This window comes from Aestuariivita sp. (genome assembly GCF_021404545.1).
In the GTDB taxonomy this organism is placed as follows: domain Bacteria; phylum Pseudomonadota; class Alphaproteobacteria; order Rhodobacterales; family Rhodobacteraceae; genus Aestuariivita.
Genome location: NZ_JAAWWD010000002.1, coordinates 128,238 through 152,392 on the forward strand (window position 1 = coordinate 128,238; position 24,155 = coordinate 152,392).

General features: G+C 57.8%; 27 protein-coding genes. 19 read left to right on the forward strand and 8 right to left on the reverse strand.

Features of this window, described 5'->3' with window-relative positions; genetic code table 11:
* Positions 1-35: 35 nt before the first annotated feature.
* The gene (locus tag HEP69_RS01820) at positions 36-371 is read left to right on the forward strand and encodes a DUF6477 family protein (RefSeq protein ID WP_290556803.1); all 336 of its coding nucleotides are present in this window, start codon (positions 36-38) and stop codon (positions 369-371) included.
* Here the strand turns inward: HEP69_RS01820 and HEP69_RS01825 are convergent.
* The 3 genes from HEP69_RS01825 to HEP69_RS01835 all read right to left on the reverse strand — a co-directional run bounded on the left by HEP69_RS01825 (position 364) and on the right by HEP69_RS01835 (position 2,739).
* Positions 364-1,908: a trimethylamine methyltransferase family protein gene (locus HEP69_RS01825; protein ID WP_290556804.1), complete on the reverse strand. Its 1,545-nt coding sequence runs from the start codon at positions 1,906-1,908 to the stop codon at positions 364-366. The genes HEP69_RS01820 and HEP69_RS01825 overlap by 8 nt on opposite strands.
* 122 nt (positions 1,909-2,030) lie before the next feature.
* Positions 2,031-2,396, reverse strand: a complete 366-nt coding sequence (locus HEP69_RS01830; RefSeq protein WP_290556805.1) for a Lin0512 family protein — start codon at positions 2,394-2,396, stop codon at positions 2,031-2,033.
* The gene (locus HEP69_RS01835; RefSeq protein WP_290556806.1) at positions 2,389-2,739 is read right to left on the reverse strand and encodes a Lin0512 family protein; all 351 of its coding nucleotides are present in this window, start codon (positions 2,737-2,739) and stop codon (positions 2,389-2,391) included. Before HEP69_RS01835 ends, HEP69_RS01830 begins: the two co-directional genes overlap by 8 nt.
* Before the next feature lie 251 nt (positions 2,740-2,990).
* Between HEP69_RS01835 and guaA the strand changes: the two genes are divergently transcribed.
* Together guaA and HEP69_RS01845 are read left to right on the forward strand one after the other, a co-directional pair.
* Complete coding sequence (guaA, locus tag HEP69_RS01840; RefSeq protein WP_290556807.1) at positions 2,991-4,559, forward strand: glutamine-hydrolyzing GMP synthase; 1,569 nt, start codon at positions 2,991-2,993, stop codon at positions 4,557-4,559.
* A 313-nt stretch (positions 4,560-4,872) separates the two neighbouring features.
* On the forward strand, positions 4,873-6,129 hold the full coding sequence (locus tag HEP69_RS01845; protein WP_290556808.1) for a tyrosine-type recombinase/integrase: 1,257 nt from the start codon (positions 4,873-4,875) through the stop codon (positions 6,127-6,129).
* On the opposite strand, the gene HEP69_RS01850 is transcribed toward HEP69_RS01845, so the two are convergent.
* The 3 genes from HEP69_RS01850 to HEP69_RS01860 form a co-directional block, all read right to left on the reverse strand.
* Positions 6,077-6,367, reverse strand: coding sequence for an AlpA family phage regulatory protein (locus HEP69_RS01850; protein WP_290556809.1), 291 nt, complete (start codon positions 6,365-6,367; stop codon positions 6,077-6,079). The two genes, HEP69_RS01845 and HEP69_RS01850, sit on opposite strands and share 53 nt — an antisense overlap.
* A 215-nt stretch (positions 6,368-6,582) precedes the next feature.
* Positions 6,583-7,548, reverse strand: coding sequence for a hypothetical protein (locus tag HEP69_RS01855; protein ID WP_290556810.1), 966 nt, complete (start codon positions 7,546-7,548; stop codon positions 6,583-6,585).
* A gap of 3 nt (positions 7,549-7,551) precedes the next feature.
* Positions 7,552-9,225 carry a PIN domain-containing protein gene (locus HEP69_RS01860; protein WP_290556811.1) on the reverse strand — a complete coding sequence of 558 codons (1,674 nt, stop codon included), beginning with the start codon at positions 9,223-9,225 and terminating at the stop codon, positions 7,552-7,554.
* A 419-nt stretch (positions 9,226-9,644) separates the two neighbouring features.
* Between HEP69_RS01860 and HEP69_RS01865 the strand changes: the two genes are divergently transcribed.
* Genes HEP69_RS01865 through HEP69_RS01880 form a run of 4 tightly spaced genes read left to right on the forward strand, consistent with a single transcriptional unit; the run spans position 9,645 to position 13,351 of the window.
* Positions 9,645-10,211 (forward strand): hypothetical protein, encoded by a 567-nt coding sequence (locus HEP69_RS01865; protein WP_290556812.1) that lies wholly within the window; start codon positions 9,645-9,647, stop codon positions 10,209-10,211.
* Complete coding sequence (locus HEP69_RS01870) at positions 10,208-11,575, forward strand: 7-cyano-7-deazaguanine synthase (RefSeq protein ID WP_290556813.1); 1,368 nt, start codon at positions 10,208-10,210, stop codon at positions 11,573-11,575. Before HEP69_RS01865 ends, HEP69_RS01870 begins: the two co-directional genes overlap by 4 nt.
* Positions 11,572-12,756, forward strand: a complete 1,185-nt coding sequence (locus tag HEP69_RS01875; protein WP_290556814.1) for an XRE family transcriptional regulator — start codon at positions 11,572-11,574, stop codon at positions 12,754-12,756. Before HEP69_RS01870 ends, HEP69_RS01875 begins: the two co-directional genes overlap by 4 nt.
* A complete protein-coding gene (locus HEP69_RS01880) occupies positions 12,734-13,351 on the forward strand; it encodes a hypothetical protein (protein ID WP_290556815.1) in 618 nt (205 codons plus the stop codon). Before HEP69_RS01875 ends, HEP69_RS01880 begins: the two co-directional genes overlap by 23 nt.
* 251 nt (positions 13,352-13,602) lie before the next feature.
* Here the strand turns inward: HEP69_RS01880 and HEP69_RS01885 are convergent, their stop codons facing one another.
* Both HEP69_RS01885 and HEP69_RS01890 read right to left on the reverse strand, forming a co-directional pair.
* Positions 13,603-14,649, reverse strand: a complete 1,047-nt coding sequence (locus HEP69_RS01885; RefSeq protein WP_290556816.1) for a nucleotidyl transferase AbiEii/AbiGii toxin family protein — start codon at positions 14,647-14,649, stop codon at positions 13,603-13,605.
* Complete coding sequence (locus tag HEP69_RS01890) at positions 14,646-15,332, reverse strand: DUF6088 family protein (RefSeq protein ID WP_290556817.1); 687 nt, start codon at positions 15,330-15,332, stop codon at positions 14,646-14,648. Before HEP69_RS01890 ends, HEP69_RS01885 begins: the two co-directional genes overlap by 4 nt.
* A 180-nt stretch (positions 15,333-15,512) precedes the next feature.
* On the opposite strand from HEP69_RS01890, the gene HEP69_RS01895 reads away from it, so the two are divergent.
* From HEP69_RS01895 to HEP69_RS01945, 12 genes are all read left to right on the forward strand, one after another.
* Positions 15,513-16,934, forward strand: a complete 1,422-nt coding sequence (locus tag HEP69_RS01895) for a toprim domain-containing protein (protein ID WP_290556818.1) — start codon at positions 15,513-15,515, stop codon at positions 16,932-16,934.
* A 289-nt stretch (positions 16,935-17,223) separates the two neighbouring features.
* Positions 17,224-18,165 (forward strand): DUF2493 domain-containing protein, encoded by a 942-nt coding sequence (locus HEP69_RS01900; protein ID WP_290556819.1) that lies wholly within the window; start codon positions 17,224-17,226, stop codon positions 18,163-18,165.
* A 276-nt stretch (positions 18,166-18,441) separates the two neighbouring features.
* Positions 18,442-18,882, forward strand: a complete 441-nt coding sequence (locus HEP69_RS01905) for a hypothetical protein (protein WP_290556820.1) — start codon at positions 18,442-18,444, stop codon at positions 18,880-18,882.
* A gap of 585 nt (positions 18,883-19,467) precedes the next feature.
* The gene (locus HEP69_RS01910) at positions 19,468-19,791 is read left to right on the forward strand and encodes a DUF736 domain-containing protein (protein WP_290556821.1); all 324 of its coding nucleotides are present in this window, start codon (positions 19,468-19,470) and stop codon (positions 19,789-19,791) included.
* A 190-nt stretch (positions 19,792-19,981) separates the two neighbouring features.
* Positions 19,982-20,236 carry a helix-turn-helix transcriptional regulator gene (locus tag HEP69_RS01915; protein ID WP_085310008.1) on the forward strand — a complete coding sequence of 85 codons (255 nt, stop codon included), beginning with the start codon at positions 19,982-19,984 and terminating at the stop codon, positions 20,234-20,236.
* A 121-nt stretch (positions 20,237-20,357) separates the two neighbouring features.
* Positions 20,358-20,621: a DUF2285 domain-containing protein gene (locus tag HEP69_RS01920; RefSeq protein WP_290556822.1), complete on the forward strand. Its 264-nt coding sequence runs from the start codon at positions 20,358-20,360 to the stop codon at positions 20,619-20,621.
* Positions 20,622-20,733: 112 nt separating this feature from the next.
* Positions 20,734-20,982: a DUF6499 domain-containing protein gene (locus tag HEP69_RS23680; RefSeq protein ID WP_366111291.1), complete on the forward strand. Its 249-nt coding sequence runs from the start codon at positions 20,734-20,736 to the stop codon at positions 20,980-20,982.
* Positions 20,983-21,103: 121 nt separating this feature from the next.
* Positions 21,104-21,505, forward strand: coding sequence for a DUF2285 domain-containing protein (locus HEP69_RS01925; protein WP_290556823.1), 402 nt, complete (start codon positions 21,104-21,106; stop codon positions 21,503-21,505).
* A 184-nt stretch (positions 21,506-21,689) separates the two neighbouring features.
* Entirely contained in the window at positions 21,690-21,971 is a 282-nt protein-coding gene (locus tag HEP69_RS01930) for a helix-turn-helix domain-containing protein (RefSeq protein ID WP_290556824.1), read from the forward strand.
* 21 nt (positions 21,972-21,992) lie between these two features.
* Positions 21,993-23,057 carry a replication initiator protein A gene (locus HEP69_RS01935; protein ID WP_290556825.1) on the forward strand — a complete coding sequence of 355 codons (1,065 nt, stop codon included), beginning with the start codon at positions 21,993-21,995 and terminating at the stop codon, positions 23,055-23,057.
* Positions 23,047-23,568 (forward strand): DUF2840 domain-containing protein, encoded by a 522-nt coding sequence (locus tag HEP69_RS01940; protein ID WP_290556826.1) that lies wholly within the window; start codon positions 23,047-23,049, stop codon positions 23,566-23,568. Before HEP69_RS01935 ends, HEP69_RS01940 begins: the two co-directional genes overlap by 11 nt.
* Positions 23,565-24,143, forward strand: coding sequence for a S26 family signal peptidase (locus HEP69_RS01945; protein ID WP_290556827.1), 579 nt, complete (start codon positions 23,565-23,567; stop codon positions 24,141-24,143). Before HEP69_RS01940 ends, HEP69_RS01945 begins: the two co-directional genes overlap by 4 nt.
* Positions 24,144-24,155 lie beyond the last annotated feature (12 nt).

The window sequence follows — 24,155 nt, forward strand, 5'->3', positions numbered from 1 at the left end:
ACACCACCCGACTCAGCACCTGAAGGGATACGAGTATGCAAGATGTATTGGGAATGATGGACCGGTTGACCCGTCCAAGGCTACTGATCCGCGCCGCCCGGATGGGCGCCGAAGATTACCAGCGTGACACCCATCTGCAACGTCTGCTGGGTTACGGCGCATTGCCACGGAGCGCCGCGGCCCTGGTCCGGCTGATGCAGAGCGAAGCCATCGTGAACGATCAGCGCAAGGCGGATGACGCGGCCTATTCGCTGACCCGGCACCTGGATCTGCTGATTGCGATGCTGGGAGAGGCCCGCATCCTGCGCGCCTCCCAACTCACCCGCGCACAGAAGGACGAGGGTCGCGGCGCCCAGCCCACGCTCACATGAACGCGTCCGGCATCGCGGCTTTCTTTGCGTCGATGTAAGCCTTGAGCGCCTCGTCGATGGCCGGATCCAGCGCCGGTTTCTGATAATCGCTCAGAAGCTTTTCGACGCGCAGCGAGGCCAAGGCCTGGGTGTCGCGGGCGCCCTCCTCCTCCCAGGTCTCGAAGGGTTTGTAATCCAGCAGATCGGATTTCCAGAACGCCCCCTTGAAATGCGCCTGGGTATGGTCGCAGCCCAGATAGTGACCGCCCGGACCGACCTCGGCGATGGCGCCCATGGCCTGGGCGTCGTCATCGACCTGAACCCCCGCCGCAAGCTTGTGCAGCACACCAAGCTGGTCGGCATCCATCACGAATTTCTCGAAGGACGAAACCAGCCCGCCTTCCAGCCATCCACAGGAATGCAGCATGAAGTTCACACCAGACAAAAGGCCCATATTGAGGCTGTTGGCGGTCTCGTACGCGGCCTGCGCATCGGGCAGTTTCGACCCGGTGAACGAACCCGCCGAGCGGAACGGCAGGCCGAGGCGCCGCGCCAATTGACCCGCGCCATAGGTGATCATGCTGGCCTCGGGCGTGCCAAAGGTGGGGGCGCCCGAATTCATGTCGATGGAGGTCACGAAAGCGCCGAAAATCACCGGCGCACCCGGCCGCACCAGTTGCGAATAGGCGATGCCCGCCAAAACCTCGGCCAGGACCTGTGTCAGCGTGCCGGCCACCGAAACCGGCGCCATGGCCCCGCCCACGATAAAGGGAGAGACGATGCAGGCCTGGTTGGCCTTGGCATAGATCTCCAACGCCCCCATCATCACGTCGTCGAACGTCAGGGGCGAGTTGATATTGATCAGCGAGGTCATCACCGTGTTGTTCTGCACGAACTCTTTGCCAAAGAGGATCTCGCACATCTCAACCGAATCCTGCGCGCGCATCGGGTCTGTGACCGACCCCATAAAGGGTTTGTCCGACAACGACATATGCGCATAAAGCATATCCAGATGGCGCTTGTTGACCGGAATATCCGTCGGCTCGCATACGGTGCCGCCGGAATGATGCAGCCATTTCGACATATAGCCCAGCTTCACGAAATTCTCGAAATCCGCCATCGTGGCATACCGGCGCCCGCCTGCGGCATCACGCACGAAGGGCGGGCCATAGACGGGGGCAAGGACCAGGGATTTGCCGCCGATCTCGACGGTGCGCTCGGGATTGCGGGCGTGCTGAACAAAAGAGGAAGGGGCAGTGGCGCAGAGCTGGCGCGCCAGACCGCGCGGGATGCGCACGCGTTCGCCGACGACTTCGGCCCCAGCCTCCCGCCAGCGTGCAAGCGCGGCGGGATTGTTGATGAAATTCACCCCGATTTCCGCCAGGACCGTTTCGGCATTGGTTTCGATAACCTCCAGCGCCTCTTCGGTCAGCACCTCAAAGTTCGGGATGTTACGCTCGATAAATTTGGCGGTCTCAATGCGCACCGCAGTGCGCTCCGCGCGCCGTGCAGCGCCGCCGCCTCCGCGCGCTCTGCGTTTGGCTGTTGCTTCGACCATGTCACTAGATCCTCACGCCTGAAAAGCCCTGATGGACAGGGAATAGCGCGTCATACGCCCCGACCGCTCGCAGTTTACGCCCCCTGCGGGAGAAAAGCGACAAGTCCAGCATTCAGAGGTCACTATGCCTCGCGCAGCCTCCAGCCGGTTTGCGGGGCAAGGAACACCTCGACCGATGCGGCGGCAATCACGATCACACCTCGGGTGCCGGGATTGTGGACATTCAGCCCTCCCTTGACCGCGCGAACCGCGGCATGGCCATGGGGCAAGGTCCCGGCCAATGCCGCGCAATCCACGGCCCCCGGATCCTGAACCGCAATCGTGACCTCGACACGCATATCGCCATAGGGAATATCCAACGCGCCAAGGATCGGCAGGCTGGAATGGCGGATCGCGTCTTGGATGGCCCGGGCGGCAGCCTTGGTGTAATCCTGCCCGGACATGTCGTTGCCCATGCCCATCTCGACAATCAGGCGCTGGTCAGTCATCGGCCCGCTCCATATCAAAGCCGACCGAAAGGGCGGCGTTCGCAACGATGGTCGGATGTCCTGTCCCTTCCGGGCGCGGGATGTCTAGGCCGCCCTCGGTCACATGAATCTCTGGTTGGCCATAGGGAAATTCTGCCGCCACCGTCGCGATGTCCACCGCATCGGGTCGCTGAACTCCGATATCGACGCGGATCTGCATCGCGTCCTTGGGAAAACCGAAAAGCTCGGCCGGGTTGATCGAGTTGTGCCACAGCGCATCGCGCACCGCGCGGCAGGCCGCTTGTGTATAGTCGCCCCGGCGCAGGGACGTGCCCATGCCGAATTCGGTGAGAAGTCTGGTCATGTCATGCTCTGTTCGCTCTTCACGCCCATCTCTAACGGTCCCCCGCAGGCAGCGCCAGACCGCGGGCCGGCGATCCGACCTGCGGTGACGGGGCGTGTGCCGCAGACCATCTGATCCTGCGGTCCAGAGCGGCCAAATCGCGGGCCCAATGGGCCGGCCTGGCGGTCCAGGATCCTCTGCGCGCCCGATTCCGGACCGGGATGCGCGGTCAGACACTTGCACTGCCCCAAACCTCGGCCTAGTCAGTCCGCATGACACAGCCCCATGACCGCCTCTTGATCATCGACTTCGGCAGCCAGGTGACGCAGCTTATCGCGCGCCGCCTGCGCGAACTGAAGGTCTATTGCGAGATCCACCCCTATCAGAACGTCACCGACGCGTTCCTGAGCGATTTTGCGCCCAAGGCCATCATCTTTTCCGGTGGCCCGGACAGCGTGATGCGCGAGGGCAGCCCCCGCCCGCCGCGCGCAGCCTATGAAATCGGCGTGCCGATCCTGGGGATCTGCTATGGTCAGCAGGTGATGATGCAGGATCTGGGCGGCCAGGTCGAGGCCGGCGAACATGCCACGGCCGAGTTCGGCCGCGCCTATGTCAGCCCGACCGAGACGCGCGATGCGCTGCTTGCAGGCTGGTTCATGGATGGATCCGGGCGCGAGCAGGTCTGGATGAGCCATGGCGACCATGTCTCTGAAATCGCTCCGGGATTTGAAGTTCTGGGCACCTCTCCCGGCGCACCCTTTGCGATCACCGCGGACCCTGCGCGCCAGTTCTATGCCGTGCAGTTCCATCCCGAAGTGCACCACACCCCCAATGGCCGGACGATCTATGAGAATTTCGTACGGCTCGCGGGGTTCACCGGCGACTGGACGATGGGCGCATACCGGGACGAGGCAATCGCCAAGATCCGTGCCCAGGTCGGCGACAAGAAGGTGATCTGCGGGCTTTCCGGCGGAGTCGATTCGTCGGTCGCAGCGGTGCTGATCCACGAAGCCATTGGCGATCAGCTTACCTGTGTTTTTGTCGATCACGGTCTTTTGCGGCTGAATGAGGCGCAGGAAGTCGTCTCGATGTTCCGCGACACTTACAACATTCCGCTGATCCACGCCGATGAATCAGAGCTGTTTCTGGGCGAGCTCGACGGGCAATCGGACCCCGAAACCAAACGCAAGATCATCGGGCGGCTCTTTATCGACGTGTTCCAGAAACACGCCAATGACATCGAGGGGGCCGAGTTTCTGGCCCAGGGCACGCTTTATCCGGATGTAATCGAATCAGTTTCCTTCTCGGGCGGGCCGTCGGTCACGATCAAGTCGCACCACAACGTGGGCGGTTTGCCAGAAAAGATGGGGCTGAAACTGGTCGAACCGCTGCGCGAGCTTTTCAAGGACGAGGTGCGCGCCTTGGGCCGCGAGCTGGGCCTGCCCGAAAGCTTTATCGGACGCCACCCCTTCCCTGGCCCGGGCCTTGCGATCCGCTGCCCCGGAGAGATCACGCGACCCAAGCTGGAGATTTTGCGCAAGGCCGACGCGGTCTATATCGACCAGATCCGCAAACACGGCCTTTATGACGAGATCTGGCAGGCATTTGTGGCGATCTTGCCGGTGCGCACCGTTGGCGTGATGGGCGACGGACGCACCTATGATTACGCCTGCGCCCTGCGCGCGGTGAATTCGGTCGACGGGATGACGGCGGATTATTATCCCTTCACCCATGATTTTCTGGCCGAGACCGCAACGCGCATCATCAACGAGGTCAAGGGCATCAACCGGGTGACTTATGACATCACCTCGAAACCTCCCGGAACGATCGAATGGGAGTAATTTTGCCTGCGCTAGGGTATCCGATTTCTCTCTACAGTGAGAACTAGCGTATTGATAACAAACAGACATTGCACCAAATGCTTCGCCTTCTATCGGTGTGCTATCGAATATTCTGACGGTATACCTGACGGTATGCCGGATTTCAAAATCTGTCGAAATCTGATATACCGTCAGCACTTCGAATGCGATGACGGTATAAATATCTTCATAACATGCTGATTTTCGGCGTAAACTCTCGAAATCGTATGTTAAATTCTATCTGACGGTATATTTCCGTGTTTTCGCTCGATAAACCCAGTTTTGGGAGAGTGTAATGCTGACAGATGCCGCCCTTAGATCTCTGAAACCAAGGAACAAATTGTACAAAGTGGCCGACCGTGACGGTATGTACGTTACGGTTCAACCTTCGGGCACAATCGTGTTCCGTTTCGACTATCGTTTGAACGATCGTCGCGAGACGCTCACCATTGGTCGATATGGCTCTGCGGGCTTTTCTCTTGCCCGCGCTCGGGAGGCGTTGATCGATGCGAAGCGTCTCGTTGCCGAAGGTCATTCGCCCGCTCAGGAGAAGCAGCGCAAGAAGCGTCGCTTGAAAGAAGCGAAGAGCTTCGGTGAGTTTGGCGAACGGTGGCTGAGAGAAGCCAAGATGGCGGACAGTACGCGCGCGATGCGGCGTTCGGTGTTCGAGCGGGATATTCTTCCAATGTTTCGAAATCGGTTGCTGTCGGAGATCAGTGCAGACGACCTACGAATGAGGTGCGCAACGGTCAAGGATCGCGGCGCACCAGCGACCGCCATCCATGTTCGGGATATTGTGAAACTTATCTACGCATTCGCGATCCTTAACGGCGAGAAAGTTGCAAATCCTGCCGATGAAGTTGGGCCATCGTCCATAGCCACTTTTGTTCCGAGAGATCGGTCGTTGTCGCCTTCGGAGATACGGATCATGCTAAACCAGCTTGAACATGTCGCGACCCTTCCGACCATTCGTCTGGGCGTCAAAATGTTCCTGTTGACCATGGTGAGAAAGAGCGAACTTCAAGATGCAACTTGGGATGAAATCGATTTTGAGAATGCGGTTTGGTCGATTCCGAAGGAAAGAATGAAGCGATCCAAGCCCCATAACATTTACCTGGCACAACAGACGATCGACATACTGATCGCGCTGAAGACCTGCGCAGGCAATTCCCGATATCTGCTTCCTTCACGTTATGACGCGGATGCCCCAATGTCGCGGGCGACATTCAACCGAGTGACAAAGGCTGTCATCGTAAGAGCACAAAAAGAGGGCCTACCTCTTGAACACTTCACCGTTCACGACCTGCGCCGCACCGGTTCGACGCTTTTGAACGAGTTGGGGTTCAATGGTGATTGGATTGAAAAATGCCTTGCACATGAGGATGGTCGGTCGTCGCGCGGCATATACAATAAGGCCGAATACGAGCATCAACGCCGCCATATGATGCAGGAATGGGCCAATCTCGTTGATGCTTGGGTGTCTGGCCAGAGGTATCAACCTACGCTCTATCCGCCGGCGATGGACCTCCTCGCCCCCGAGCCGACGATTTGACCGGGCGAGCTTTACGCAAGCGTACGTCCGGTACGGGGGCACGTTTGTTGGCCTTGAGATCCGACAACCTTCGGCGCTCATCGAGCCATTCCTCGACCTCTGCTTGATCCCAAACCACACATCTGGCTGACAGATGAAATCGTCTTGGGAATTCTCCCCGTTTTTCAAGTTCGTAGATCGTGGTGTCAGCTAACGGTACCATCTCCCGCAGCTGATGACGCCTAATCGTTCTTTTCATGGTCTCATCTTAGCGCACGACATGACACTTCCATTTCGATTTTTTGCAGATAAAATTCGATAGAAAGCGAAAGTCCCTGTTGATGAAAGGCCTGCTCTGACAGCTATCGGCAATCGGATACTGTAGCGTACAAATTGTTCAACTGGATCAATGGGCCAACACTATTCTACGCTGTGAATGACCTTGGTGCCGCGCTAAGCGTCATAACCGACAGGTCACTCGCGCATGACCTTTTCAGACATATGATTGCAGTAGCCGCATAGTCCACTATCCAACACAGAGTATTCGTCCAGCGTAATGCCCGCCCCGCACCGGACACAACTTTCGTCAAGCACAAAGCCACATGCGATGCATCCGTTCGCTTCACCGTTTTGCACGTAGGCATTCGATATGGCGCAATTTGGGCAATCGTTCACAACCGGCTCGCCTCCTTCTTTCGCGGCGATGTAGTTGTCGGCTCCAAAGGCGGCATCAACGACCATGCGAATTGAGTCTTCCGCGTCGAATACCTCACCGCATTGGGCGCACTTCGCATGGAAGCTTCCAACATCAGTGTTACCCGACTCTTCCTGACCGATCAGCGATGATCCGCAATTCGGGCAGGACATCCGATCAAGATTGCCAGGCTCAATATTCCAGTCAATTAGGGCGAGTTCGGCCAGGCATACGGCCTGCACCTTCTTGAACGCATCGTGCCGCTCCAAAATGACGTCCCAAGTGTCGCCGAGCTCAACCTTCGGGTCTTCGCCTAGGATCGCAAAGAAATCGACGACCATGGGAAATGAAGAGGCAATCGCTTCAGCAAGAGCCGCCACCGGCTCTTTTAGGTGTAAGTGCTCAAGCTGGTTTCGCATTCCCACCAGCTTTTGAAGATCGCCATCCGGCCACGGGAGACCGAAGTCGGAAAACCGTTTCTTAAGGTCGTGAAAGCTGATGGTGGTGGGGCCGTCCGGCGCAGCCGCCACGCCACCCGCACCATCCGAAATTGGTTTCACCTTTGCGCCGATTACCTGCATGGGGTCAGCGTTCGGCGCCGCCCTTACAAGACATTCTTTGGCCAACAGCAGAAGGCCGGCATAATAGTTCCGGGCGGATGAAATCATCCGGTCGTCCTCGCCGGTCTGGAAATCTTCGATTCCCATTCGAAGCGACGTAACGGCGTTCTGGAATAGTGCGGACATGGGTCAGTTCCCCAATGCTTCAATTAGATCTTGGGCCACATTCAGTACGGCGAAGTGCTCCACGGTCCGGCCCACTCGTATCCGTGTTTCAACTGGCTTGGTCAAATTCTCAGCCTCCACTCGGCATAAAACTGCTCCAGTAATATCGCCCTCTTCAGGGAAAGCTATTTCCACGTCGAAGAACTCGGCCTCGCCTTGGTGACGGAATAAATCGCATGTCAGCGCCCCAGTCCTCACAGGGCGCCCCTCAGGCCAATCATCATAGTAAAAGTCTTCAGGATCGTGTTTGGGTATTATCGGCAGTCGCGGAACGATCGGGTCCATGAAGACCCGGTGGTCCGGCCCCGTCAACATATTGAGATGCGAAGGATTAATAAGGTCCTGCATTCTTTGGTGTTCCGCTTGCAGGCCAAGTGCCTGCTGGATCGCGGAACTCCCGCGGGTCAGATCATCAAAAACGCCGCTCCGGTGTAAATCGTCGAAGACTGATCCAGCGCGCGCAGCAGCGTCCAGCACCGATCCGGGTCTTGCAAACCCAAGGTTGGCCAAATCAACACTGCCGCCCATTGAACGCGACAACTCGGCAATATTGGTGGACCGCGCAGATTGTGGCTTCGGCGGACGCTTCACAACCCTTTCGGCCTTCGGGGCAACAGGGGGTATCGAAAGCCGCGTCACAGCCGGATTGTGCGTCGGCTGATCGTGTTCTACGTCAATCTCGCGTGATCGCCGGATTATGAACAATTGGCCCTGCGCCTCGAATGAAATGCGCAGTTTGGATGCGGGGCGTGCCCCGACATTACGAAGTGAAACGCGAATCGTCACGGATGGTTCTCGTTCCTCGCGGCCCTTATGCAATCGCTCGAGATCGGACCGGCATTTTGACAGCCATTTCGGATATTCGGTGGTCGTGTATTCTGACACATCTTCGTCGCTGGGTGCGATGTAAGATATCTCTGCCCCATCGCTTTCGATGCGGGTTTCCGGAACTGAAAAATCAGTCACCTTAGGGTGGGTTGCTTCAAGCCGCTTTACTAACTCATCCACTTGGTCAGGAGAAAGTGCGTCAGGAACTTTCCGCACGACATGGGACGAAATCTCTCCGTCTGTCGCATCCTCAATCTGGATGACCGGTTCCTGCGACCGATAGGCCGCAATGTCCTTCTCAAGGTCGGCGATCTGGCGATCCTTGTCCGACATAACTGGTTCACGCTTCCAACTGTCCTCAAGCAGGTGGAAATCTACACCCAATGCAGAGGCCGTCATTGCCACCCCGCCGTCATCTGTCATCACTTTGACCGACGCAAAACTTTGGTCCTTGGACAGTTCCGAGACGATACCAACGATCCGGTCATCCACAGCCTCATAGTCCAAAGTGTCCGCGTGTTCGGGATCGGGACGGGCGTTTGTCATTAGGCGCAAGACGACGCGCGGAGCGGCCTCTTGGATTACGATTTCGGTTTGGAGTTTTTGCAGCATCGCGCGGACCCGACCAAACGTTTCCAAAGCCCGTTTCCGGGTTCTTCCCGTGCCCTTCTTATGGCGGTCAATCTCCGCCTGAACCGGTTTAGTCAGGCCGATAACGATAGGATCATTTCCGAGTTCTGCCCATGGCAAATCCTCCAAGCGCTTGGCCTCAAAAAAGAGGTTAGTGTCGGCAATGTATAAATATTCCATCGCGCCCCTCGCATGACCCACGACGAAACCGCCGGCTACTTCCAATTGTTTCTTTGGATACAGGACCCAAAACATAGGCATTTCGAGACGCTAGCGCAAAGGCGAATTTCGTTTGCAGGGTAACTCGCTCTGTCTGCGTGTCATCCCTTGCGTTGGCCTACCTTGTAAGGCCGAACAGGCGGTTGGGCCGTCAGAACTTGTACTACATGCCGTCCCCCTGACGAGCAAGCGCACCACCCTCCACGCCGCCGAAGGAGACGTTCACTGCGAACGACAAGTTACAGGCTAAGCTCACGACAGCCAGACCGTGAAGCGGCACCCACATTCCTGGCACGGATCAAAGGGCTCATTGACGTAGCAAAATGTATATTTGACATTGTCAGTATTTTATATTATAAAAGCTGACATGGAGACGCTTCATGAGTGATGGACCACATAAAAGCCTACCTATGCGCAGCCACTGGAAGCGCTTGGCGGAGCGCGCCGATAAGGCCGCCTACTCAGTGCATGAGGTGTCTGAGGCTTTGCCCGCTGCCCTGCAAAAGGAATTTCGTGAGGCCCCTCTGGAGCAGTTAATGAAAGCGCTAGGCGTCGACGATCAAGGAGCGCTTTTCTCTCTGCAAAACCCTCAAGAGCTGGATGCACTCCGGGCGGAATGCCCCGGATCCGCCGCTGGGAATGCGTTGATTGACTGTGCTAAAGAAGCCGTTGCAAGCGGCCTCAGCGGTGAAGCAGCCTGCGAACAGGCACTCGTAGGCGCGCTTGATGAGTGTTCGAAATCAGCCTTTCGAGGAATTGAAGAACACTATTACCGTGAAGCGCCGGGTCATCGCGCGAAATTCGTTCGGTCGCGAATGGATGATGCTCGAAGCCAGTGTGATCTCAATGCTTTGGCCAAAACTATGCTCAATGCACCAACCAAAGGCAACCTTGGCAGGAGTCTTTCAAAGCATGACGGCTTAGATGAAGGGCCTGAACTACGATGAACCACGTTTTGCATTCACTAGGCTCCCGTGAACTAAAGGTTTCCGTTGTGGAAGCGGCACCAAATGGGGCCACGCGACCGGATGTTCTGGTTCTCGGCCAAGACATAGAATTCTCGACGCGGGATTTGGAATCCTACGCAACACACAATTGGGACCCGGTGGTGTTTGACGCGATGGTTGTCGCCGCTGTCGTTGAGTATTGTGATCGCAGCCTAACGCGCTTGTCTGCCTCATGGGCGCGCGATTTCAAGGTTAGAGTGCCCGTTCATGATCTAGATCGCTGGACTCAACCCGAGGTTTACGATGCATTGCATGATGCGCTTGGCTTTTTGACTGGCGACCGTTGGCACTTCGCATTCTCTGAGAGAAAGACAATCGAGCCTGCGCCACGCCAAAGATATCTTGAGATTCCGCCCAAGACAGAAGCAACATTGGCATTTAGCGATGGTATGGATTCAAGGGCGGTTGCCGGACTGGTACGTGCTGATCTCGATCACGCATTGGTAAGAGTCAGGCTTGGCTCGAAGCGGTCGGACAAGCCGCCGAAAGGGCAGCCGTTCACTGCAGTACCATATAAGCTCAAGAAGAAAGTGCGCAATCAAGAGACAAGCGCACGAAACCGAGGTTTCCGTTTCGCACTAGTGAGCGGCCTGGCATCCTACATTTGCGGAGCATCGCGCATCATCATCCCCGAGAGCGGCCAAGGGGCGTTGGGGCCTGTGCTCGCGCCTGTGGCTCATGCTTATCCTGATTATCGGAATCACCCGGCATTCTTGCGCCGTATGCACCGGTTTCTCAGTGCGTTGCTTGGCACTAATATCGAATACTCGTTTCCGCGCCTCTGGTACACGAAGGGACAAACACTGCATGCTTACCTTGCTCTTGGGATCGACGGCGATGAGTGGAAAACAACGCGGTCGTGTTGGAAAAGCGCGCAGTGGAGTTCTGTTGACGGACAATTCCGCCAGTGCGGTGTCTGCGCGGCCTGTATGCTGCGCCGCTTGAGCGTACATGCAGCGGGGCAAACAGAGCCCGTTGAAACCTATATCGCACATGACCTAACAGCCGAGAATCTTGCACTCAGCGTACCTCCCACATTCGACAAAATGAACACGGCTTTTCGCGAGTACGCCATTGCAGGGGTGCTGCACATGGATCATCTGGCCGATCTTGCTGGAGAGGACGGACGAGTTGGTCTTCGGCGACAAGCATACGAGGTTGCCGACACGTTAGGTTTGTCGGTCGAGCAAACAGAGAAAAACATCAGAGAAATGATCTCGCAGCATGCATCTGAGTGGAGCGCGTTTACAGCTTCTCTTGGAAGTGGGTCTTTCCTTCAAAATTGGGTTCGAGGTAACCGATGAGCAGCGCAACAAAATCAACACTAGACGAGGCAACAGTCGGCGAACGATTGCGAATTGCCCGTGAAAGCGCGCGGATAACGCAAGCGGACTCCGCGAAGTCAATCGGCGTGGCAAGAACGACAATTGTCGCAATCGAAAAAGGCGAACGTCGCGTCCGCACAAATGAGCTGCAAAAGCTCGCTTCCCTATATGGAACTTCCGCAAACGCTTTGTTGCGCAGTGAAGCTGTGCATCTCGACTTGATCCCGAGGTTTCGGAAGCTGACGCAAAGTGCGGAAGATGACGTTCTCGAGGCAGTGATGCTTCTGAATGATCTCGTGCGATCTGAAATAGAACTTGAAGACGCATTGGGTATCCAGCGCCAGCAGAATTATCCGCCGGAAAGACCGTTGTTGCCCGGAAACGCAAAGGCACAGGCTGAACAGGATGCGCAAGAATTACGTGATTGGATTGGTCTTGGCTCGGGTCCGTGCTTCGACATCATCTCGATATTGCAGCTTCAGTTAGGCATTCGTGTTTTTCTAAGGCCACTGCCGCCCAAGATTTCAGGCTTGTTTGCGTATGATGAAAAAGCAGGAGCATGCATGCTCTTGAATTCAAGCCATCCGCCAGAACGCATCATCCAATCGGCGCTTCACGAGCTGGCTCACTTCATCTCGGCACGCCGCCAACCGGAAGCCTTGCTAACAGAGAAAGATCACAACTCGCGTGATGAAATCTATGCAAACGCTTTTGCGCGGTGTTTCTTGACGCCGTCACGCGCGGTTCGGCAACGCTTTGCAGAGCTTACAGCCGGACAATCCAGGCTCACGCGCCGCCACATCATACTTCTCGCGCATGCTTTTGGTGTGTCGCGGGAGGCGATGACGCGCCGCCTCGAAGAGCTTGGTCTTGCAAAACGTGGAACATGGGACTGGTTCATCGCAAATGGCGGTATTTCGGATGAACAAGTTAGGCAGGTTGTCGGTGATGGATCAGAAAGGGCGTCGACTTTCATGCCACCGCGCGGCCCGATACCACCACGTATCGGCCTGCTTGCGAAAGAAGCATGGAAGCAGAATTTGTACAGCGAAGGTCAACTCGCCAGCCTGCTCAAGTTGAGCCGCATCGACATCCGTGCATTGGTAAATGAAAACGACAGCGAGGAAAGCGAGGCTGATGAGTTCTTCAAGCTTTCCTGATTTAGGCGGTTCGGACGTAGTTGCTGACACAAGCGTTTTGATTAATCTGGATGCTTCCGGTCATGCAGGCGCTATCATTCAGGCAACGTCTGGAGTTCTTCTAACGACTAAGAATGCGATTGAGGAGCTTCTTGAGGGCGAGAGGCGCGGCTATTCAACGGCTACCGAACTACGAACGCTTCAAAGTGAAGGCCTGGTTAAGGTGGTGGAGTTGGGCGATGCCGAAGAAGAAATTTACCGCTCACTGATCGAAGGCCCGGCAGCTCGTACCCTTGGTGACGGGGAGGCCGCTACAATCGCTTATGCTGTGCGGAACGAAGCGGTTGCATTGATTGATGAAAAGAAGGCCAAGCGGATATGCTCTGAACGCTTTAACGGAACACATGTGACCACAACGACGGATATGATGCTGCATCCAAATGTCGTCCAAGCGCTTGGTCCGTCCCATGTCGAAGCAGTCCACGCCGCTCTGAAATATGCGCGGATGCATGTTCCGTCTGAGCGAGTTGGTGATGTCGTACAGTTACTCGGGAACGATCGCTCGACAGAGTGTCCGAGCCTTCCGCCTAGCTCCATCGCAAAGGCAAATCTCTGATTACTCTCGGCATCAATGGACTAATCAACACCATCCATGCGCGGTTTGTTCGCAAGCCTCAGGCGGACCCGCCCTTATCGCGCTAGCGGAAATATGCCAATCTAGGCGTTGATAGTGGTCGATAACTGAACACTTACTGTGCCTTAGCGAAGGTCAACTTCGCTGCGCAACCAGCTGAACACCCATGGATGCATGGTAAGGGTAGATTCCCGCGCCACCTTTAATTGATCTTGAAGGCAAAACTCTAACGGCTACGGCCTTAAATTCAGCCTCTTCTCCAAATCAGCAACCCGCTCTATCACGGCATCAAAGGGTGGCGCTTCTCCGAAAATCATGTCCGACATCGCGCGATAGTCGCGGCGCAGGTCATCGAGCATTTTTCCAACGGGACTGATGGAAAATGTCGGCGCAACTGCTGTCGCAAGATCGAAAGCCGGGCGGTTGAAAAACATGCGCGCGTGGGCAACGCAGTCGGCACCAAGCGCACGATCCGCCAAAGCCCTCTCGCCAAGGTCCGAACCCAGAAGTTGATAGATATCGTAATAGTGTCGCGACACGCGCTGCCCGCTACCTTTGAGTTCTCCGCGTGCGTCGAACCAACGACGCAGGCCATGCAGGATCACGATCTTGTCCCAAAATGTCCGCTCAACGTCGACGATGGTGACGTTTCCAACAGTCAGATCGATATCCGGAACGTCTTCCGCCAGATAGGGAATAATGCTGCGCACAGAATTGGGATCAAGCGCGGATTTTGCACCGGACTCGATTTTCACGGCCTTTGAGATGTAGGCATCAACCGGTGTCGCTGTTGGATAGCGCAGGTAGAGCGCCTGTCTGTCTTCCGGATCTGGCTCGACAAAGAGCTGGGTCTTGTTGAGTCCATTGCGCTCGGCGACGTCCGAAACGATTTCGGTCAGATCTTCAAAGACCGGTCCCTGAATATATGCTTCACAGGCCGCTTTGATCGCATCGAGCGCCTTTGCGCGTTTCTTACCGCTCAGGGCCTCAAGCTCTTCTATGGTTGCGGCTTCTCCCAAGTCGTCCCGGAAAACAGTGACATCAATATCCTCCGAGAACCGGCGTATCAACCCAAAGCCCTTTGACAGGGACGTGCCTCCCTTGAACAGGAGCCTTGGTCCGGCAGGCAAACCGTTGAACAGCGCATCCAGCGTCCAGCATACCCAGAAGTCTTTTTCGACATTCTGCGGTGTTGTCCCCAATCGTTGCGCCGTCGTTGTGAACAGGCCCAATCGTGTTTCGTCATTTGCAGAAATAATGCGGTCGAAAGCGCGGTTCATGCTGCACCTGCCTGCTCTGCCAAGATCGGACGCAGCAGGCTCTGCATCCATGCGGGCAAGGTCGTCAGCCCGTCCCTCAGGTCGTCACGAAGGAGATTTCCACTTTTTGGATCATTGAGAAGCGCTGTCAGGCGGCGGATCAACATCTGGTCATCTTCTGCTTGGCCCATCGTGTCCCGCAGCCAGTGCAGCGCCTGCACGATGCGCATCGCCGGACGTCCTGCCCAGTAAAGCTTGCTGGCAGCGGTCGGCTTGAAAACAATGTCCAACTGGCCAAGCGAGATCGTTTTCAATCGCGCGTCGGCATGCACCAGGATCTTGGCCGGAACAGCATTGGTGAGACCCAGATCGTTTGCGGCCGTCATCCCATCGACAAGGACGCGTATCTGATCTCGGCGTGCGATGGCATCAATCACTTCGCGGGGATCTGCCGGGCTGTCTTTCTGGGTCAGGCGATTGGTCGACGGTTGATCGTAGAGGCCACGATCCACCCGGCGCAGAGCCCCTGCCCGCGTCAGTCGCTGCAGCACTTTGTCCACGGCATCACGTTCGCCGAGATCCAAAAAATCCCGCGGCGTCCACACGCCCCGCGGCGTGCCATTCGCAATCCGTGTCAGGATATTGCTCTTTAGATCTGTGGAAGCATGGTCCATGTCCGAAATCTGTAGCATGATTTCGGACATGATGGAAGTGGCCTGTCCGAAATTTGTATACAAACATCGGACGGCCGCCCCAAGTAACAGAGCTCCGTGGAAAAGCGTTTGATCCGGAAAACCATCGGAGTGAGAGAGTGGAGGCTGTTCCCGTGACGGGTTTGGAGGTCGAGAGAGAGGCTCCTGACCGCCCGTCGCGGGAGATACCCAATGAATACCCAAATTATCGATGCCGGGCGTAACGCCAGTGGCGGTTACAAGGTTGATGTGTCACGCGGTGAAAACGTGGATCGCGTGTCATCGGAGTGGTACTCGCGACCCGATGATGAGCGGTATGTGTCGCTCGACGATCTCTTCGCCTCGGTGAAGGCGCGCGCTGAGCAGAGCCGGACGCGCACGGTGGAGAGTGCCGCGATCCGGGTCGAGGCGCATCGCGATGACCCCGAGAAACTGGGGCTGGTCCTACCCGGGACCGACGAGCCCATCGCACCGACACATTGGAGCTTTGGACAATTGTCGAGCATTGTCGGCGCGCCAGCCGCCTATCTGCGCCAGCTGTCCGCACCGCTGGCAGGCATCAACCTGCAATATGGGCTGACCAACCACCGGGCAGAGCAGATCAAGACCATGGAGGTCGCGAACGGGCGCACGGAACTTCGCGCCGTGACCGGTCCGGACTATGGCCGCATCTACGACCACGAACTGGTCTCCGCCGTGCAGCGCATCGCGGGCAACGGCACCGGTGATACGCGCTGGAAGGTGCCGGGTGTCCTCGATTGGTCGACCGGCATCTACAGTCCGCGTGTGGACGTGACCAAGGAAACAACAACGCTCTATGCCTCGGATCGTGATGTGTTCCTGTTCCTCGTCGATGACCTGAACCCGATCGAGGCGGGGATCCTGCCCGACGGCTCACCCGACCTCTACTTTCGGGGGTTCTACTGCTGGAACTCAGAAGTCGGGGCCAAGACGCTGGGCATCGCCAGTTTCTACCTGCGTGCGGTCTGCCAGAACCGGAACCTCTGGGGCGTCGAGGATTTCCAGGAGATCAAAATCCGTCACTCGAAATATGCCGCGTCACGGTTTGCGCATGAGGCCGCTCCGGCGCTCAAGAATTTCGCCAACTCATCGCCCACGCCCTTCATCGATCCGGACGGATTCTCGAAGACAAACTTGGGCAAAGCCCCAATCGACACGCCTCGCCGTGCGATGGGCAATTTGCTCGGCCACGCTGTCCGGTTTGGCAACGCACGCGATGTCATGGCAGCAGGTGAAGGCATCGAAACCATTCTGTCGCTCAGAATTATCCTGCCCAATCTGCCGATGGCCGCAGCGCTGTCCGCTGCCCATCTTGCCGCCATCCGCTTCCCGCCGTCCCTCAGACGCCTCTATATCGCCCGTGACAACGATCCAGCCGGTGACGGCGCATCGGCCCGCCTGATGCAACGCGCCAAGGATGCGGGCATCGAGGCGATCACCCTGTCGCCTCACTTGGGTGATTTCAACGATGATCTCCGCCTGCTTGGAGCCGATGCCCTCCGAGACGCGCTCCGGGTCCAGATCGCGCCGGAAGACGTTGCATGCTTCATGAATGCTACAGCATTGACCGCGAACAACGCCGCATCCAGCTAGTGCCCCCTGTCTAGGACCAGCAAGAGAGGTGCCCCCGGGTCGGAGAGACGCGCGACCCCGGCCTTCTTGGGAGGGCGACCGGACGGCAAACGGATCGGACAGACAAGGCCTGCGCCCGGTTCTTTTCCACCGCGCCCGAGCGGGCGCTTTGCATCGCGAGACAAAAGAACCGGCCTCCGGCCTCCTCCGCTGCGCTGCGGCCCGTGCGGGTGCAGCTCCGCTCCGTCTGCCCTCTTTCGGCGCCATGAAGGCCGCGGCGGTCGCGGTCAAACCGACGAAGGAGCACACCATGTATGCCGATCCCCACCACAGCGATGCCGAGCCGCACCACGACGCGTCCGCCACCCACGCCATCTGCAGCGATCTGGAACTCTTTGGCTACCGCCATTCCGAAAACGACCCCGACCCCCGCGACGGACCTGAAGATCGCCTGATCGCAGGTGCCGTAAGCGACATCTTCGACGCCCTTGTCGCCGCGATGGCCGACACCAGCCTCGATACCGATCTCGACGAGATGCTCTGGTCGGCAGTCAACATGTTCCACCGCGCGACCAACCGGATCGAACGCAAACTCGATGACAACGAACAGGCGCAAAAACGCCGCCAGCGCGAACAGGACGGCTCAGAGGTCAAATCCGTCCAGCTCGAACATCTGATTGCGACCGGCCAAACGCTCCTCAACCGCCGCGACTGCATGGAGATCTTCCGCGACCATGCCGCCGATCACTATCTGCGCCTGACGGGCTCGCCTTGGGCGACCCGCTCCGGGTCACGGGTCAATCACCGCAATCTCACCGCAGCGATGATCGACAGTCGGGACTTCCTTGCCGCAAAGACCCGAGCAGATACTGAAGTCTATCTGCCAGCCGGAACCAAAATTGCCTTCACCGGCGGGCTCGAATTTAACGATCACCGATTGATCTGGGACACTCTTGACAAGGTTCACGCCAAGCACACCGACATGGTGCTGCTGCATGGCGGATCGCCGCGCGGAGCCGAACTGATCGCCGCCAAATGGGCCGAAACCCGCAAGGTCGTGCAAGTCGCCTTCAAACCCGACTGGACGCGCCACGCCAAAGCCGCCCCCTTCAAGCGCAACGATCAGATCCTCGACGTCCTGCCCATCGGCGTCATCATCTTCCCCGGCACCGGCATTCAGGACAATTTCGCCGACAAGGCCCGCAAGCTTGGCATCAAGGTCTTTGATTTCCGCAAAGGGTGCAGCGCGTAAGCGCTGCATTAACTAGCAATACTAAACATCCAGATGCCAATACGCTCCAGACACTACCCGTGACACCGATCAGGTCTCACTGTCCGAGTTCGCGTTACGCTGGTTCCATTGAAACTTCAGTTCGAAGGCGGGTGATCAGTTGCAAATTCTCGCCGATCACTCCCTGTCACAACGCTCAAGACTTCCAGAAACCCGCCTTTTGCACTACCGTTTGGCTGCGCTGAGGTGGTGGTGGATAGCGTAATCGTTCAACCGATTAGCACGGAGACATTCACCATGCTTGTCCTCAATATCGTTCTTTTGCTCGTCACCGTCGGGTTTCTCTGTTGGCTCGTGTTCACCCTTGCCGTCTATGCGTTGCCACTGCTCGCGGGCGTCACAGCCGGACTGTGGGCTTATGAGACTGGAACGGGGGCCGTCGGGGGGGTCCTTTTGGGCGCAGTTGCCGCAGGTGCCGTGGCGATTGTCGGCCAGCTTGCGTTCGCTTTCGCACGGCCCTTCTGGGTCCGCGCCCTCGTTGCAGCCTTCTTTGCAGGTCCCGCTGCGATTGCCGGGTATGCGGCGACCCTTGGCATCACCAGACTCGCGACACCGTCCGAAACTTGGCAGATGGCCGTCGCAATCATCGGTGCTGTGGCAGTCGGCTTCACCGCATTGTTTCGGATGGCAGGCGTTGCCCTACCCGATCCACGCACGGAAATAGCCAGCGAAGCTTAGCCCCATGGGTTTGGCCGGAAAGAAGATCAGGGCTGTCGCTTAACCCTCGGTGTTTTCGATAAGTGACCGGGCGGAGACTGCTGGGATCGGCAGCTTGAGCCATGACGTAGCGGGGCCACCTCGATTGTCTTAAAGGCAGTTCCGCTCAACGCGGCACGTCACAGTCTGTGGCGGCAGCGGTCTCGCAAAGGCTGTTTGGAACAATGAAGCTCCAGGTCATTTGACCTGAATCGCGAGACGATTGTCGGAAATTCGGTCGTGCCTGACCCCATGGGTGGCCTATGGGTGCCAAGGTCTCCACTGATCATCTCTGCCTTGGTCGACCGCTCCATATGGCCTCGTCAATGGACTGATCTGGCCGAAGGACGGCTACGCCTCGACCGCCTAAGACTCAACGGGGTTGGTCGACTTTCTTCCCCAGTCGGCTGCGCCGCCATTCCTCGCGCTACAAGAAAGTCTCCCGTCCCCGTCCTCCACTGACGTTCCGGCCCGTGCCGGGTGAGCCGTCGGTCGCCTCCGGCCTGTCGATCTCCATCGAGGCCGCAATGGTGCGGACTCGAAAACATCTGATCAAGGAGAACCACAATGGCAACCATCGGCACCTTCAAGAAGTCCGGCACCGAATACACCGGTGAAATCGTCACCCTCAACGTTCAGGCCAAGAACGTCCGCATCGTTCCCGAAACCAGCCAGACCAGCGAGAACGCCCCAAGCCACCGCGTCTTGGTGGGCCGCGCCGAAATCGGAGCCGCCTGGTCGAAGACCTCAAACGAGGGCCGCGCGTATCTGGGCCTCAAGCTGGACGATCCAAGCTTCACCGTTCCGATCTACGCCAATCTCTTCGACGAGGAAGACGGCGACGCCTACAGCCTGATCTGGTCCCGCCCGGTCCGCCGCAACGGCGACTGAGCCACCGCAGCACGACCCCGCCTGGGCGCACCGGGCGGGGAAAAGCGCACCCAAGCCCAACCGAATCGGATTGCGCGATTTCCGCCAAACACCTGCCCAAAAACAGATAATCACTCGCCATCAACGCTAAGAGCGACTAATATAGTCGTAGTTCGGGCGTGCGCAGATGTGTCCGTGGAGGTGATCATGCATGATCACCGCCCGACAAACACGGGCCGCGCGCGCGTTACTTGGTTGGACGCAGGAAACGCTCGCTGAACGGGCCCTGGTCTCATTGACCGCGTTGAAACGCCTCGAGTCGCCCCACGGCAAGCGGGTCTTCGAGTCGACCGATGATCAGGTGCGCCGGGCGCTTGAAGCCGTCGGCATCGTATTTCTGACGACTGCTCAAGGCGAAGGTGTGTTAATTAACGAGTCCGATGAGGTTGGCAAAGGAACCCGTTAGAGCAGATTGCTCAACCAGTTGACTGCGTCATTGCATGAAATCGGGGGCTCCAGCGCGCGAAGGATGGAAATGGTTAACAGACGCTTCAATCGGCAGTAACGTGCCGAACAAGGGGGGCACTTTGACGAACGCAGACTTCCTTGACGCACCGCCCGAAAGTGCGGTCCTCACAGACTACGACCGGACGCATGTCAAACTCTACATGCGCCTATTGGATGCCTATGCCGACAGTGCGGATTGGCGAGAGGTCGTGTCCGTCCTGTTTTCGCTTGATCCGGCCACCGATCCGGAACGTGCGCGTCACATTCATGACAGCCATCTGGCCCGCGCTCAATGGATGACCGAGCATGGGTATCGGCAGCTTTTGGGCGGTTCAAACCTTTGACCCGGCAGGATATTGCCATCGTATGCGGATACGGGCTCGGCTGACTTGCTTCGACTCAGCCTCTGATTGAAACTGATCCGATTGACCCAATGTGCACGTCCGGAGGATTGAAATGCCCCCAGACCCATCGCGTTGGCGCTCGGCATCAGAGTACGACTATGTCGAATCCCTGACGGCACCGGACCTCGCATGGGAATGGTTGCGTCGAAATACGGACTACCAGCACGAGTATGCCCGCGCCATTGAGAGGAAAGAGGACCCCCGTGACCTGACGCGCTTGGTGCGTCGGTCTTGGGGGTTGCGATTTCCCGATCGATCCTCAGCGGACTGCTCTGCAGGCGGTTGTCTATTGGCAGCCTGAGACAGATCCGGGCACGGTGATCCTCTCGTCCAGATCGCCAATCGCAGGTCTTCAACCCGTCGATTTCCCCTCGGTCGACCCGCACACAACCGTGCATGACCCGGATGGAACGAGTTTGACCTTGTCTGATGACCTTGGGGCGCTGCGCGTTCTGTTTATTGATGACGCAGGGCCCGACACGCCCCTTATGGCGGCTATACCGCTCGATGATGCCGGTCTGGATCGCATTGAAGCGACCCTCCGCCTCTGGCGCATGCTGCAGGGTCGTCCATCAGAACCGAAAGGCAGATTGACCGCACAACGTCGTCAACGGTTACGCCGGATGCTGCAAGCAATAGACGGGCACATCGGCGGCGCGAGCTACCGCGACATTGGAAAAGTCCTCTACGGAAAATCCCGCATTGCCGCCGAAGCCTGGAAGACCTCGGCGCTGCGGGACAGCACGATCAGCCTCGTTCGAGATGGTCGCGCGATGACCGATGGCGGATATCGCGCCCTTTTGCGTCAGCGCCGCCGAAAGTAACTTCGTACCGTTCTATGGCCATTCATCTCGGTGGTGTTCGCCGTTGCCACTGCGACTGCGCAAAAGGGGTGCAATTTTAGCACCCGTTACTTCCCCATCCCCCTTCCCGGTTCTTCTTCGCCATCGTGGCCGCAATCCGCCGCCCCTCTCTGGTGGCTGCATTGGAACCCACGGAGGCACGATCATGCCCGCAAATACAACCGACTTACCGCCACGCTATCTGCGCACGCCTGAAGCGGCGCGTTTTCTGAGTCTGTCCGGCCGCACGCTGGAAAAACACCGTACCTACGGGACAGGCCCCGCGTACCATAAGCTCGGCGGACGGGTCGTCTATTCCATCGATGACCTGCAAGCCTGGGCCAATCGCGGTGCTGTCACATCGACGTCAGACCCGCGCGGGTCAGTCCTACCGGCCAAACATCATGACCCTGTCGCGCTGACCCGCTCCGGCGGCCGGTCGCGCTGATCCGTCTTAGGATTTCGTGTCATGATCAAACGCGCGCCAATCCCATCTGAACGCGGGCAGCTGGAGCTGTTTCGGGCTCACGGCACCGTTCTTGCGCCGCGCGATGCGCAGGATCTGATGGCCTATCCGTTCTTCAGCCTCGCCAAATCGCGGCGCACCCAACCCATCGACTATGCGGTAGCCGGGGTTATGATCCGCGTAGAGGCTGTCGCCGAGCACGGCATGGCAACCATCTGGGACGCCGATATCCTGATCTGGGCCGCAAGCCAAATCGTCGAAGCGCGCGACGCAGGCTTGCGCACTTCCCGCCTGATGGCCGCAACCCCTTACGAAATCCTCACCTTCATCGGACGCGGCGTGAGCGCGCGTGACTATCAGCGTCTGAAAGCCGCATTGGACCGCCTGCAATCCACCACCATTGCAACAACGATCCGCCAATCCAGCGAAGGCCGGCGGCACCGTTTTTCCTGGATCAACGAATGGGTCGAGCGTTTCGATCTTCAAGGCAGGCCTGCAGGCCTCGAATTGATCGTGCCGGACTGGTTCTACAATGCGGTCTTGGACAACGCGCCCATACTCACCATCGACCGCGCCTATTTCTCGCTCACGGGAGGATATGATCGATGGCTCTACCGCATCGTACGCAAGCACGGGGGTCGCCAACGACACGGCTGGCGGTTCGAATTTCGCCATCTCTATCTGAAATCCGGCAGCCTCTCACCGTTCAAGCGCTTTGCCTTCGAGTTACGTGGCATCGTCCATCGCCAGCCCCTACCCGGATACCGTTTGTGGATTGAGAATGGACCCCGCCGACAAACGCTCCTCGCATTTGCGCCAGTCGTCTGTGGACAACCTGTGGACGGCCTCGTGCTATCAGGAACCGGCCCTATCGTGCCATCAGGAACCGATGGCTCGTGCTATCGGGAACCAAAAACCAACCTAACCCGAGGTCAAAATTCGGAAAATTCGGCCCTTAACTTAGAATCTAACAGAGATTCTAACTTTGGTAGTAGGACCCGTCGCATTGGGGACAAAGGCGTTCAGATGCGCGACACCAACATTGCGGGGCCGCGCGATGAGAATTGAACAAGCCCGCTCCCAGTCAGTCACAGGAAAGACCCATGATCTGCGTACCCGCGCGCTAACGCATGTCGAGTTAATCTGGATCGAGGGCAAGATTGAATACTGGATCCGCTTCGGTCGCGTTGCAAAAGAACAGATCCTAGATCGTCATCGCCGCGTCGTCAGCTTTGCACCGGGCAGCGTCTTCGCCTTGGTCCGCTGGCGGTCAAACGACTACGGGACGATCTTTTCGCGCATCGACATCCTGCGCGCCGTCGATCCCGGCGAACCGCATCAAACCTTACCCTGCGTGCGCCCAGGCGGTGAAAGTCTCCTGCGCCTGACAGGCTGGTCAAAGGTCCAGCAAGTGCTGCAAGCGACCGACACCATCGAAGCGCTCGGCATCAATCCCGCAGACGTCGCGCAGGACTATTGGCGTCATGTCCACAACCGGATTGCGGCGGGTGAACCTCCGCGCGTGTACACTATCCAACGACATATGGCTTGGATCAAGCGCCGGAGAGCCAGTCAATGACGCGCCGCATCTGGGCAAGTGTCGTGTTCATCGCAGTGGGAGCGATTGCCGTTTCAACTGCCGTCGCAATGCCAACCCTGTTCCTCTGGAATGCCAGCCCCTCTGTCCCAATCGGCCTCTATCGTCTGCAGTCGATCGACCATCTTGGCCCGCGCGATCTCGTCGCCGTGACTGCGCCCGACCCGATCGCCGCGTTCATCGCCGAACGAGGCTACCTGCCACCAGAAATCCCCCTTCTCAAACATGTGGCCGGGCTGCCGGGACAGATCGTCTGCCGGATCGGCCGCAACATCACTGTCGATGGAGTCAGTGTGGGAGAAGCGCGAGTTACTGACAGTTTTGGTCGTCCAATGCCCGTCTGGTGGGGCTGCCTCCGCATTACATCTGACGAAGTCTTTCTGATGAACCCGCATGTCGAGACCAGCCTCGACGGTCGTTATTTCGGACCGATCCCGCGCAGCGCCCTCCTCGCCGAAGCAATCCCAATTTGGACCGCCGAAGATCACGCCGCGCACCAACCATCGTCGTCCGATGTGATCGACGACACCCTATTCACAATCACCAGCACGCCCTGAAAGGAAAACCTC